The sequence below is a fragment of the Herbaspirillum sp. 1130 genome, assembly GCF_017833835.1.
Taxonomy (GTDB): Bacteria; Pseudomonadota; Gammaproteobacteria; order Burkholderiales; family Burkholderiaceae_D; genus Herbaspirillum; species Herbaspirillum huttiense.
The window spans coordinates 105,207-117,545 of sequence record NZ_JAFICQ010000002.1; the positions used below are offsets into that span (position 1 = coordinate 105,207).

Annotated in this window: 9 protein-coding genes; 7 read left to right on the forward strand and 2 right to left on the reverse strand. The window is 64.9% G+C overall.

Translation table 11 applies throughout. The features are described from left to right. Window positions 1-3: 3 nt before the first annotated feature. Window positions 4-894 carry a LysR family transcriptional regulator gene (locus JOD78_RS09280; protein ID WP_209533754.1) on the reverse strand — a complete coding sequence of 297 codons (891 nt, stop codon included), beginning with the start codon at window positions 892-894 and terminating at the stop codon, window positions 4-6. A 127-nt stretch (window positions 895-1,021) separates the two neighbouring features. Here JOD78_RS09280 and JOD78_RS09285 point away from each other — a divergent pair, with 127 nt between their 5' ends. The 5 genes from JOD78_RS09285 to JOD78_RS09305 all read left to right on the forward strand — a co-directional run bounded on the left by JOD78_RS09285 (window position 1,022) and on the right by JOD78_RS09305 (window position 6,784). Then, window positions 1,022-1,768, forward strand: a complete 747-nt coding sequence (locus tag JOD78_RS09285; protein ID WP_121042473.1) for an SDR family oxidoreductase — start codon at window positions 1,022-1,024, stop codon at window positions 1,766-1,768. A 216-nt stretch (window positions 1,769-1,984) separates the two neighbouring features. Further along, window positions 1,985-3,241 carry an Hsp70 family protein gene (locus tag JOD78_RS09290; RefSeq protein ID WP_209533752.1) on the forward strand — a complete coding sequence of 419 codons (1,257 nt, stop codon included), beginning with the start codon at window positions 1,985-1,987 and terminating at the stop codon, window positions 3,239-3,241. 141 nt (window positions 3,242-3,382) lie between these two features. Then, complete coding sequence (locus JOD78_RS09295) at window positions 3,383-4,231, forward strand: MurR/RpiR family transcriptional regulator (protein ID WP_134135714.1); 849 nt, start codon at window positions 3,383-3,385, stop codon at window positions 4,229-4,231. A gap of 416 nt (window positions 4,232-4,647) precedes the next feature. Further along, window positions 4,648-6,096: an MFS transporter gene (locus tag JOD78_RS09300; RefSeq protein ID WP_034330466.1), complete on the forward strand. Its 1,449-nt coding sequence runs from the start codon at window positions 4,648-4,650 to the stop codon at window positions 6,094-6,096. A gap of 22 nt (window positions 6,097-6,118) precedes the next feature. Next, the gene (locus JOD78_RS09305; RefSeq protein ID WP_121042479.1) at window positions 6,119-6,784 is read left to right on the forward strand and encodes an aspartate/glutamate racemase family protein; all 666 of its coding nucleotides are present in this window, start codon (window positions 6,119-6,121) and stop codon (window positions 6,782-6,784) included. Window positions 6,785-6,796: 12 nt separating this feature from the next. Here the strand turns inward: JOD78_RS09305 and JOD78_RS09310 are convergent, their stop codons facing one another. Next, window positions 6,797-7,639 (reverse strand): aldo/keto reductase, encoded by an 843-nt coding sequence (locus JOD78_RS09310; RefSeq protein ID WP_134135712.1) that lies wholly within the window; start codon window positions 7,637-7,639, stop codon window positions 6,797-6,799. A gap of 190 nt (window positions 7,640-7,829) precedes the next feature. On the opposite strand from JOD78_RS09310, the gene JOD78_RS09315 reads away from it, so the two are divergent. Together JOD78_RS09315 and JOD78_RS09320 are read left to right on the forward strand one after the other, a co-directional pair. Then, window positions 7,830-10,103, forward strand: coding sequence for an adenylate/guanylate cyclase domain-containing protein (locus JOD78_RS09315; RefSeq protein WP_121042483.1), 2,274 nt, complete (start codon window positions 7,830-7,832; stop codon window positions 10,101-10,103). A 543-nt stretch (window positions 10,104-10,646) separates the two neighbouring features. Then, entirely contained in the window at window positions 10,647-12,338 is a 1,692-nt protein-coding gene (locus JOD78_RS09320) for a ShlB/FhaC/HecB family hemolysin secretion/activation protein (RefSeq protein WP_121042485.1), read from the forward strand. Window position 12,339: the final 1 nt, after the last annotated feature.

A 12,339-nucleotide genomic window follows, 5' to 3' on the forward strand; every position in this document is an offset into this window, starting at 1 on the left:
CATTCACTCGGCGAATTCGCGCACCAGCGTATCGAACACCAGCCGCAGGCGCGGCGGCACCGGTCCGCGTTGCGGACGGTAGAGGTACATGTCCCAGGGATCGGGTTCGTGATCAGTCATGACGGGGACCAGCCGTCCTGCCGCGATATCGTCCTCGCACAGGAAACCGGCAATCTGGCCGATGGCCACCCCACTTCTTACCAACAAATATTCGCCCTCGGAATCATCGCAGAGGAAGCGGGCATGATCGGCCATCCATTGGTTCTCCTGCGCGAACAGCCAGGGCCAGGGGCGGCCCGTGCCCCGGTCCAGCATGGCGGTGCAGGGCAGGGCGCGCAGGGCCTCGGTGTCCTCCGGGGCCCCATGACGGCGCAGGAAGCGCGGCGTTGCCACCACGTAGAAGCGCACCTTGCCCAGACGCCGCACCACGAAGCGGTTGTCCGGCACGGTGCCGACGCGGATGCCGATGTCGATCTTTTCTCCTACCACGTCGGCGCGCTGATCGGTCAGGCGCAGGTCGAAGCGCAAGCCGGGATGCGCCTGCGCCAATCGCTCCACGATGGGCAGCAGGCGGCTGCGTCCCAGTGCCGACGGTGCGGCCAGGCGCACCAGTCCGCTCATCTCGTCGGCCGGGCTGGCGGCCTCCGTTTCGAAGAGTCCATCCAGATCACGCAGGCTTTCGCGTGCGCGTTCGGCGAGCGCTTCGCCGAAACTGGTGATGCGCACCTGGCGCGTATTGCGATGGAACAGCATCTCGCCCTGCAGGCGCTCCAGTTCCTGGATGGCGCGGGTGACGGCCTGCGGTGAAATGCCGAGCCGGATCGCGGCTTCCTTGAAGCTGCCGGTATCGGCGGCAGCGCAGAAGATGCGCAACATCTCCAGTCGGTTGAGCATGATGATTCCTGAAAATGGAATTCTGTAATCTTATCATTTCCATTGTTTGGCATAGTGGCGCCACCCATAATCCTTCCATCGACACGCAGCAACCGCAAGCCAACCCCATCACTGGAAAGGATTCATCATGAGCAACAACATCAAGGACAAAGTCGTCGTCATCACCGGTGCCAGCAGCGGCCTGGGCGAAACCACCGCACGCCACCTGGCTTCCTTGGGCGCCAGGCTGGTACTGGGTGCGCGCCGCACCGAGCGTCTGGAAAAGCTGGTGGCCGACATCACCGCCGCCGGTGGCCAGGCCATCGCCGTGACCACTGACGTGGCGCGCCGCGACGACGTGGAAGCCCTGGTCGCCAAGGGTGAGCAGCACTTCGGCCGCATTGACGTGCTGGTCAACAATGCCGGCATCATGCCGCTGGCTCCGATGGCCAAGCTCAAGGTCGAAGAGTGGGACCGCATGATCGACGTCAACGTCAAGGGCGTGCTCTATGGCGTGGCCGCCGCGCTGCCGCGCTTCGCTGCGCAGGGCTCGGGCCACATCATCAATGTGTCGTCGGTGGCGGGCATCAAGGTCTTCGCCGGCATGGGCACGGTCTACAGCGCCACCAAGTTCGCGGTGCGTGCCCTGACCGAAGGCCTGCGCGCTGAAGCACCGGACGGTGTGCGCACTACCATCATCTCCCCGGGGGCGGTGGATTCCGAACTGAAGACGCACAGCAGCGACAAGGAGACCTCGGAAGCCCTGCTGGCCTGGTATGAGGCCAACCAGATTCCGGCCGATTCGGTGGCGCGCGCCATTGCCTATGCCATCGAGCAGCCGGCCAATGTGGATATCAGCGAAGTGGTGCTGCGTCCGGTGGCGCAGGAATTCTAAGTTTTCCACAGCCGTTTTCAGCCGGTTCGATCTGACGGCACCGCCGGGCAGCCCTGCCCGGCGGTGCCTTTTTTCGTTGGATTGCCATCCTGCCATTGCCGAATCGGTAATGGTTTCACGGCGGCATGTTGTTTGCTTCAAACGCCGCCGTGACGCCGTGCAGACAAGCACCGTCCTTTTCTATATGATTGCCGACCCAAAAAGAAGGAGTGATCGATGGCGAACGCGTGCGGTGTGGATTTCGGCACCTCCAATTCCACGGTCGGCTGGATGCGTCCGCAGGCCGGGGATTCCCTGCTGCTGCCGCTGGAAGACGGCAAGGCCACGCTGCCTTCGGTGGTGTTCTTCAATGCCGACGAGAACAGCTTCAGCTATGGCCGCGCCGGCCTGGGCGAATACCTGGCCGGCTACGAAGGCCGCCTGATGCGCTCACTGAAGAGCTTGCTCGGTTCCGGCGCCATCGATGGCCAGACGGAAGTGGGCGGCCGGGCGCTGCCCTATCGTGGCCTGCTTTCGCAGTTCATCGGTGAACTCAAGCAACGCGCCGAACGTGCCGCCGGGACCTCGTTCTCCAAGGTGGTGCTGGGCCGTCCGGTGCACTTCGTCGATGAGGATGCGGCCGCCGACCAGCTGGCCCAGGATACGCTCGAAGAGATCGCGCGCGATGTCGGTTTCAAGGACATCGCCTTCCAGTTCGAACCGATTGCGGCCGCCTTCGATTACGAGTCGCGCATCGACAAGGAAGAGCTGGTGCTCATCGTCGACATCGGCGGCGGTACCTCCGACTTCTCGCTGGTGCGCCTCTCGCCCGAGCGCGCGGCGCGCAGCGAGCGGCGCGAGGACATCCTGGCCAATGGCGGCGTGCACATCGGCGGCACCGACTTCGACAAGTATTTCAGCCTGGCCTGCGTGATGCCGCTGCTGGGCCTGGGCGGCCGCCTGCAGGGCAATGCCGAGATCCCCTCCAGCTATTACTTCAACCTGGCCACCTGGCACACCATCAACCAGCTCTACACCCGCAAGGCCTGGCAGCAACTGCAGGACGTGGCGCGCGAAGTGGCCGACCGCGAGCGCTTTGCGCGCCTGCTGGACGTGGTCGAGCAGCGTTGCGGCCACTGGCTGGCGCTGCAGGTGGAGGCGGGCAAGATCGCGCTCTCCAGCGCCGAGCAGACCCTGCTGGACCTGGACCGCCTGCGCCAGCCGGAACAGTTGCCGCTCCTGCGCAGCGACTTCAACGGTGCCGTCGACCACCTGGTGCAATCGGTGGAGCAGACCGTGCTGGCGCTGTTGCAGCAGGCCGGCCTGCGCGCCGACGATATCGACAGCGTGTTCTTCACCGGCGGTTCCAGCGGCGTGCGCCTGCTGCGCGAACGCATCAGTGCGCTGGCACCGCAGGCGCGGCATGTGGAGGGCGACCTGTTCGGCAGCATCGGCAGCGGCCTGGCCATCGACGCTGCACGCAAGTTCGGCTGACGCCGCAGCAGGGCCTGGCTGCTATACAATGCGGCGACCCGGTCCGGATCGCGTGGGTTTGAGGCGATATGAAGCAAATCGCCCGCCACGGCTTCGCGACCGCCCGCATTGAACTGCCTCGCGGATCTGCCCCGCACCGACATGAAACCTTCTGCCGAATCCTTCGTGCGCCGCGTGCGCAGCAAACTCGACGAACTCTCCAGTACCGAACGCCAGCTGGCCGACTTCCTGCTGGAGTTTCCGGGCGAGCTGGCCAGCTATGCCGGCAACGAGCTGGCACAACTGGCGGGCGTGTCGCCGTCGACCGTGAGCCGCTTCATCCGCCGCGTCGGTTACGAGAGCTACGAGGAAGCGCGCCGCCACGTGCGCGAGGAACAGGAGACCGGCTCCCCGCTGTTCCATGCCAGCAGCCCCGGCGCTGCGCGCCAGGTACGCTCGGTGGCGGCGCACTTCCAGCAATCCCAGCAGAACCTGGCGGCCACCTTCGAGCGCCTCTCCGACGCCACCCTGGCCGAGATCGCCCGCGCCATCGTCAACGCGCCCCAGGTGCTGATCTTCGGCAGCCGCAGCAGCCAGGCCTTTGCGCTCTACCTGCGCTGGCAGATCATCCAGGTCTTGCCGCGCGTGACCTGCCTGCCGGGGCCGGGCGAGACCCTCGCGGAATACACTGCCGGTCTGTCCGAGCGCGATTGCGTGATCGTCTTCGGCACGCGCCGCCAGACCGGGCAGATGGACCGCCTGCTGGAGGCCGCCACGCGCGCCGGATCTTATCTTCTCTACATCAGCGACCAGGCCTCGGCCGACTACGCCCTGGCCACATGGTCGCTGCAGGCACATTGCCGCGGTCCCGGCTCGCTGGACAATCATGTCGGCGTGATGGCGCTGTGTGATCTCTTGTCCACCCTGGTGATCGAAGCCAGTGGTGCCGCCGGACGCAAGCGGCTGGCGGCAGTGGAGCAGGAGCATGAGGAACTGGGCGACTTCGAGTGAGTTGCCGGGGCGGAATGCTGGACAATTGCCCTCCTTCAATATTGAAATCCTGATTTCAGGTACCTCAATTTTCTGACTCCCGATTTTCATGCGTGCCGCCCCGCGCCGGTGCGGCGACCGTGCTGCCTGCCCTCTTGCGGCGCATGCCGGGCGTTCCCGGCCGGTCATTTCCTCCTGAAATCCTGATTTCATCCCTCCCAAATGGCTGGCACGCAGATTGCTAATGCTGCTGCATGAGTGAAATCTAAATTTCAATAAACAATATATATTGAAATCTGGCTTTCATTGCCGGGCATGCTGGACTACAGTAGTTTCACGGCCGCAAGGTCAGGTCGCCGTGGTCTCCCAGCCTCGCATCACCCGATGCACATACCGAGCAGCACTCATTGGACCTTCCAACGCAAGAGGAGCAGACCATGGCCGGACCCACACTTTCATCGCCCGACCTGCCGCACTCGCCACGCGTGGCCGAACTGGACGGCGCGCTGGACAAGATCGGGGTGACCCGTTCGCATCACACCATCATCTTCCTGATCCTGATCGGCTGCCTGTTCGACGCCTTCGAACAGAACGCCATCGGCCTGGTCGGCCCGCTGCTCAAGCAGCAGTGGGGCCTGACGGCGACCGACATCGGCCTGCTCAATACGGTGACCTTCGCCAGCGCCGCCATCGGCCGCATCGTCTCCGGTCTCGTGGCGGACCGTTATGGCCGGCGCGTCATGCTGAGCCTGGACCTGCTGCTGTTCACACTGGGAGCCGGCATCTGCGCGCTGGCCCCGGACCTGACGGTGATGGCTGTGGGCCGAGCCATCGTCGGTTTCGGTCTCGGCGGTGAAATCGCCATTGCGGTCACCATGCTGGCCGAATTCTGTTCCAGCAAGTTCCGTGGCACCGCCGTGGGCCTGGTCAATGTGGGCGCGGGCGGCATGGGCAATTTCCTGGCACCGGCGTTCGGCCTGCTGGTGTTTACGCTCTTTCCCGGTGAAAACAGCTGGCGCTGGCTGTTCTTCTGCCTGATGCTGCCGGCACTGCTGGGGGCCTTCTATCGCCGCTACATTCCGGAGACGCCGCGTTTCCTGCTCTCCCGCAACAAGATCGCCGAAGCCAATCAGGTGCTGGCGCGATTGGCCAGCGGCAAGCTCTCCGGCCCGGCGCCGCAAGGCCGTGACTGGATCAGCGACGATGGCAGCCGCCAGCAGGCCGCACCGGCCAAGGTGCGCTCCATGGAAATCTTCCAGGGCGCGCTGGCGCGGCGCACGCTGCCGCTGTGCATCGCCATCTGGATGACCTATGGTGCGCAGATTTCGGTGCTCACGCTCATGCCGACCATTCTGGTGAGCTTGGGCTACACCATCTCCAAGAGCCTGCTGTTCACCATGGTCATGCAGAGCGGCAGCCTGCTGGGGGCGATTGCCGCGTCGGTGTTCGGATTCCATCTGCCGCGCAAGCGCGTGCTGACCGCCGGTGCGATCTGCGCCTGCCTGGCGGCGCTGGCGATCGGCTTCCTGGCCAAGAGCATCGTGCTGATCCTGGCGGCGGGTGCGGTGTTCCAGTTCTTCGTGCTGCTGCTCAACACCACCATCTGGATCTTCGCGCCCGAGCTGTATCCGACCCGCGTGCGCGCCTTCGGTACCGCTTTCATCCTCGCCACCGGCACCGCGGCGGGGGCCCTGATGCCGCTGGTGGCCGGCCGCCTGTTCGATGCCTTCGGGCTGGCGGGCGTGTTCGGCATGATCGCCGCCATGTACGGCATCTTCACCGTGGCCATCCGCACCGTGCCCGAGACCTATGGCAAGTCGCCCGATGCACCGCTGGAGGAGACCGCGCCGGAGGCAGTGGTGCCGGCGGTCGCTGCACGTAGTTGATTTTCTTTTTCATGAGTCTGGCATGCCGCATATCCTGTTGATCAATCCCAATTCCTCCCAGGCCACCACCGAGATGATGGTGGCCATTGCCCGCACTTCGCTGCCAGCGGGATATGCCCTCAGCGGCGTGAGTGCGCGGCAGGGGCCGGAGATGATCGTCAATGCCGTGGAACTGGCGGCAGCGGGGGCGGAGGTCGAGCGCAACTGGCGCGAAGGCGGGCGGCACAGCGTCGGGTGCATCATCAGCGCCTTTGGCGATCCTGGCATTGAGCGCCTGCGTGCGCTCGATGGCCGGCCCGTCGCCGGGCTGTGTGAAGCGTCGATGCTGGAAGCAGCCGAGGGTGGACGCCGCTTCGGTGTGGCCACCGTCACGCCGGAGCTGGCTGATGTGATTGGTGAAAAAGCGCAGCAGGCAGGTGTCGGTGCGCTCTACACCGGCATTCGTCTGACCGCCGGTGATCCGCGCGCGCTGGCGGCCGATCCGCAGGCACTGGTAGAGGCACTGGCGCAAGCCGTGCGCGCCTGCGTGGAGCGCGATGGTGCCGAGGCGGTGGTGATTGGCGGCGGTCCGTTGGGGCAGGCGGCGACGGCACTGGCGCAGCGGTTTTCGGTGCCGGTGATCGCGCCGATTCCGGCGGCCGTGCGCTACTTGCTCAAGGCCTTGCAAGCGTTGGAGGCAGCGGCCTGAAGGCCCATTGCTTCACAACATCGCCAGCGGCTGCTTGCGCCGTGGCGGTGGAAAGGCCGCATCCAGCTCACTGTAGTCATTTTCGTTCAGATGCAGCGCCAGGCAGGCCCGGTTGGCCTCCACGTGCGCGACATCCGCGGCCTTGGGAATGGCGATCACCCCGGGACGTCGCAACACCCACGCCAGCGCCACCTGCGCCGGTGTCACGCCGTGGCGCTGCGCGACCGCCTTCAGGGCCGGCTGCTTGAGAATGCGCCCCTGCTCGATGGGCGAATAGGCCATCACGGCCACGCCGCTTTGTTCGGCCTGCGGCAGCAGGTCAAATTCGATTCCCCGCCGCGAGAGGTTGTACAGCACCTGATTGCACAGCACCTGCTCGCCACCGGGTGCATCGGCCAGCTCGTCCATGTCGTCGGTGTCGAGATTGCTGACGCCCCATCCGCGAATTTTTCCCTGCGCCATCAGGGTCTCCATGCCCGCGATGGTGGCCGAAAGCGGATGCGATCCGCGCCAGTGCAGCAGGTAGAGATCCAGATGATCGGTGCCCAGGCGCTTGAGGCTGGCCTCGCAGGCGGCGATGGTGCCGCGTTCGCTGGCGTTGTGCGGCAACACCTTGCTGACCAGATAGACCTGTTCGCGGCGGCCGGCGATGGCTTTGCCGACCACGCGTTCGGACTGGCCATCGGCATACATCTCGGCGGTATCGATCAGCGTCATGCCCAGGTCGATGCCGGCCTGCAGGGCGCGTACCTCGGCGCTGGCGGCCGCGGCGGACTCGCCCATGTTCCAGGTGCCCTGGCCAAGTGCCGGGACTTGCGCGCCATTGCGCAGGGTGATCATTGGAATGGGCTGCATGCGGGGCTCCTTCATCGGTGGCGGGAAATCATTAGAACCCATTTTGCGCATCGGTTCATCGCGTCTGGCTTATTTCAGCTATTCATGCAGTCATGCCGTGTGGCAACGTCCGGCGTGCCGCGCCGATTGTGGGTACCGGCAACTGGTGGCATGATCGCAGCCAATCAAAAAAGGAATCGGGGGAAAGTCCATGTTGCGTCGTTTGCGTATCGTCTTCGCCAAGTACTGGGCGCGCTGGCTGCTGGCGCTGGTGCTCATCGGCCTGGCCGAGGCGGTGGTGGTGGGGGTGCTGCCCAATCGCGTGGTCGAGCGCATGGACCTGTTCTTCTATGACTTGCGCATGCGTGTGGCCAAGCCGGCGCTGGATCCGCGCATCGTCATCGTCGATATCGACGAGCGCAGCATCAACGAGCTGGGCCGCTGGCCCTGGAGCCGCGACCTGGTGGCCAAGCTGGTGGAGCAGATGACGCAGGCCTACCAGGCGCAGTCGGTCGGTTTCGACGTGGTCTTCGCCGAGCCCGACACCACCTCCGGCTATGGCCGTCTGGAAGACCTGGCGCGCGGACCGTTGAAGGACGTGCCGCAACTGGCACAGCAATTGCGCCTGCTCAAGCCGCAGATGGATTACGACGCACGCCTGGCCGCCGCCCTGCAGGGCCAGCCGGTGGTGATGGGCTATGCCTTCTCCAATGAGGGCGGGGCCGTGATCAAGGGGCAGTTGCCGCCGCCCGCCTTCAGCGTGGCCGCGTTGGGCGGGCGCGACGTGGAGGTGGTGCGTTGGCGCGCCTATGGTGCCAACCTGCCGCAGCTGCAAGCGGCGGCGCGTGCCGGCGGCTTCTTCAATCCGGTTCCCGATGACGACGGGCTGATTCGCACGGTCTCGCTGCTGGCGCGGCATGGCGACAACTTCTACGAGTCGCTGGCCCTGGCGACGGCCCGGGTGGCGGTCGATGGCAAGCGCATCAAGCCGGTCTTCCTGACCGGCGCGGATGGACTGCTGGGGAACCAGAAGGAGACCTACGATGCGCTCGCCGCCATCGCCGTGGAAGCGCGTCCGCAGCCGCTGATCATTCCGGTGGAGCGCGGGCTGACCACGCTGGTGACCTATCGCGGGCGTGGCGGTCCGCAGGGCGGTGCCTATCGCTATGTACCGGCAGTGGACGTGATCCGTGGCACCTATCCGCACGACCAGCTGGATGGCCGCATCATGCTGGTCGGGACCACCGTGCCGGGCCTGAACGACCTGCGGGCCACGCCGGTGAGTCCGGTCTATCCCGGGGTGGAGATCCACGCCAATCTGATCGCGTCCATCATCGATGACGACTTCAAGACCCGCCCCGATTTCGCGGCGGGCTATGACGGCCTGCAGGTGGCGCTGGCCGGCCTGCTGCTGGGCCTGCTGTTGCCCGCGCTGGGGCCGCTGGCCTCGGTGCTGCTGTCGCTGGGGACGGCGGCCGCCCTGGGCGGACTCAACTACTGGCTCTATGACAGCGCCGGCCTGGTGCTGCCGCTGGCGTCCTCGTTGCTGCTGGTGGCGCTGCTGTTCATCAGCAACCTGGCCTGGGGCTACCTGTTCGAATATCGCAACCGCAAGGCCATCGTCAACCTGTTCGGCGAATACGTGGCTCCCGAACTGGTGGCCGAAATGGCGGCCAATCCGGCCAGCTACAACATGGAAGGCGAGATCCGCGAACTGACCGTGATGTTTTCCGACGTGCGCGGATTTACTACCATCTCCGAAAGCTTGCAGCCCAACGAGCTGCGTGAATACATCAACATGTATCTCACGGCCATGTCCGAAGATATCCGTGGCAATCGCGGCACGCTCGACAAGTACATCGGCGACGCCGTGATGGCCTTCTGGGGCGCGCCCCTGGATGTGCCCGATCACGCCGCCCGCGCAGTGGCCACGGCATTGAAGATGCAGCAGACCACGCTGCTGCTCAACGAGGAATTCACGCGCCGCAACTGGCCGCCGCTGAAGATCGGCATCGGCTTGAACAGCGGCCAGATGCGCGTGGGCGACATGGGCTCGCGCATCCGCAAGGCCTATACGGTGATGGGCGATGCGGTCAATTTGTCCTCGCGCCTGGAGTCGATCACCAAGGTCTACGGGGTGGGGGTGATGGTCGGTGATGCCACGCGCCAGGCCGCGCCGCAGTTTGCCTATCGCGAATTGGACCGGGTGCGGGTGAAGGGCAAGAACGAACCCGTGCCGATCTTCGAGCCGCTGGCCGTCGAGAGCGAACTCGATGCCGGGTTGCGCGCGGAAGTCGAGCAATGGCATGCGGCGCTGGCGCTGGTGCGCGCGCTGCGCTGGGAGGAGGCGCAGGCCGCCATCGAAGCGCTGCAGGCCGCGCACGCGCGGGGACTTTATGCGCTCTACCTGGAGCGTATTGCGCACTATCGCCAGTCGCCGCCGCCGGCCGATTGGGATGGCGTGACGACCTTCGATACCAAATAAAGAGACCCGGTCAGTCCGCCGCATTTTCCTTGGGGAAATCAGCATGGTGTGATCGCCGCGCGACGTGTTTTGCACAAACGTTCTCATCCGCTGGCACTTCACGAAAATCTTTGCATGTTGAAACCGCAAATTATTTCCGAGCGGCAATCAAGTGCTGTGCAATCAGCCGCAAACGCCCGCTGGAAGCGGTTTTTCAGCGATTCTTGTCGACGCGGTCAGGACTAGTCAGTATACTTTACAAGCATCAAGAGTGATGTTGCCTGGCAAGGCAACGTCGCTGCCGGACGCGATTGATCCCTCCTTCAAGAAGTGGAATATCGGTGTCCGAGCGCATCTGCTTCAGGGGTTCCTTTTCGTCTTGTTGTTCGCTTACGTGGTCCGGGTACCTGCGTGCCGGCCACGCATTGCGTCCGCGCGATCCATGTGCTGACGTCAGTGCAGGCGGCTGGCCGGATGGGAGGGTGGCAGTGACAGCGTGGCTTGCCGCCGCGCTGCGCAACAAGAGAACTGGGAGGGCTCGCCGGGGGGCGGGTCACAGAGACAATGAAACGATGCTTTGGGCATTCTCTGATCGGGATGGCGCTGCTGGGCAGCGCCGTCGCCGCATGGGCACAGCCGCAGCCGGCACCACAGGCGTCCGCCGTGGCGGCGGGCAGCGCGCCAGTCCGCAACGACGAACGATTCGACATCACGCGCTTCGCGGTGGAGGGCAACACCTTGCTGACCCAGGCCAGGGTTGACGAAGCGGTCACGCCTTTCCGCGGCCCCGGCCGCGTCTATGGCGACATCCAGCAGGCGCTGGAAGCCCTGGAGAACGCCTATCGCAGTGCCGGGTATACCGCCGTGCAGGTCAGCGTGCCGGAGCAGGAACTGACCGGCGGCGTAGTGCGCCTGCAGGTGGTCGAGACGGTGGTGGGCAAGGTGGTGGTGAGCGACAACCGCCATTTCAGCGAGCAGAACATCCGCGCCAGCATTCCGCAGCTGGTGGAGGGCAGTGCTCCCAACCTGCGGCGCATTTCCGAATCGGTGCAACTGGCCAACGACAATCCGGCCAAGCAGGTCAACGTCACGCTCACCGCCTCCGAATCCACCAACCAGATCGATGCGGCCATCACGGTCAAGGATGACAATCCCCTGCGCGTGATGCTCAACGTCGACAACAGCGGCAACCGTGATACCGGGCAATGGCGCACCGGCGTGGCCGTGCAGCACTCCAACCTGTTCAACCGCGACCATGTGGCTACGGTGGCCTACACCACCTCGCCCGACAGTCCCTCGGGGGCCAAGGTCGACCTGTATTCGCTGGGTTATCGTCTGCCCATGTATGGACTGGGCGACAGCCTCGATTTCATCTACGGCAAATCCAACGTCACCTCGGGCCAGACGCTGGCGGTCAACTCCACGCTCAACATCACCGGCCGCGGCGAAATCTATGCGCTGCGCTGGAACCACTACTTTGCCCGCAGCGGCGAGTGGAGCAGCAAGCTGGTCTTCGGTGCCGACTACAAGAAGGTCGATTCCAGCTGCAACATCAATGGCGGTCTGCTCAATGGCGCCTCGCTCAATACCTGCCTGCCGTATTCCACATTGCCGCTGTCGGTGAGCTACAGCGCGCAGCAACAGGGCGTGGGACAGGTGCTGGACTACAACCTCGGCATCGCCCGCAACATGGCCACCGGCGAGGCGCGCCGCAACGACGCGCTGCAGGTGACGGACCGTTATTCGCTCTTCACCGGTTCGCGCCAGTCGATGGACAATTTCATCATCGTGCGGGGCGGTGCAAGCTGGTTCAAGGTCTTCCAGAATGACTGGCAGGTACGCCTGGCCAGCAGCTTGCAGGTCTCTCCCCATGCGCTGCCGCCGGTGGAACAGTTCGGTCTGGCCGGGGCCAATACCGTGCGCGGCTTCACCGAGCGCGCGGTGGCTGCCGACAGCGGTGCGGTGGTCAATGCCGAACTCTACACCCCGGATCTGCTGGTCAAGAGCGAGGCGCGCGGCAACCTGCGTCTGCTGGGCTTTGTCGATGCCGCGCGCGGTGCCAACAACAACGTGACTGCGGCCTCGACGGTGCCGTCGACGCTCACGCTGGCCAGCTTCGGCGCCGGGTTGCGCTATACGCTGGGACGTGACTTCACCTTGCGCCTGGATGTGGCGCGGGTTCTGCTCAACGGAAATTCCGTCACCGAACAGCGGGGCGATCTCAACGCCCACCTGAGTGCCATCCTGGGGTTCTGAC

Coding starts and splice junctions, on each gene's coding strand:
- JOD78_RS09295 (WP_134135714.1), top strand. CDS start 3,383: ATGAAACCTTCTGCCGAATCCTTCGTGCGCCGCGTGCGCAGCAAACTC.
- JOD78_RS09310 (WP_134135712.1), bottom strand. CDS start 7,639: ATGCAGCCCATTCCAATGATCACCCTGCGCAATGGCGCGCAAGTCCCG.
- JOD78_RS09290 (WP_209533752.1), top strand. CDS start 1,985: ATGGCGAACGCGTGCGGTGTGGATTTCGGCACCTCCAATTCCACGGTC.
- JOD78_RS09285 (WP_121042473.1), top strand. CDS start 1,022: ATGAGCAACAACATCAAGGACAAAGTCGTCGTCATCACCGGTGCCAGC.
- JOD78_RS09300 (WP_034330466.1), top strand. CDS start 4,648: ATGGCCGGACCCACACTTTCATCGCCCGACCTGCCGCACTCGCCACGC.
- JOD78_RS09320 (WP_121042485.1), top strand. CDS start 10,647: ATGAAACGATGCTTTGGGCATTCTCTGATCGGGATGGCGCTGCTGGGC.
- JOD78_RS09305 (WP_121042479.1), top strand. CDS start 6,119: ATGCCGCATATCCTGTTGATCAATCCCAATTCCTCCCAGGCCACCACC.
- JOD78_RS09315 (WP_121042483.1), top strand. CDS start 7,830: ATGTTGCGTCGTTTGCGTATCGTCTTCGCCAAGTACTGGGCGCGCTGG.
- JOD78_RS09280 (WP_209533754.1), bottom strand. CDS start 894: ATGCTCAACCGACTGGAGATGTTGCGCATCTTCTGCGCTGCCGCCGAT.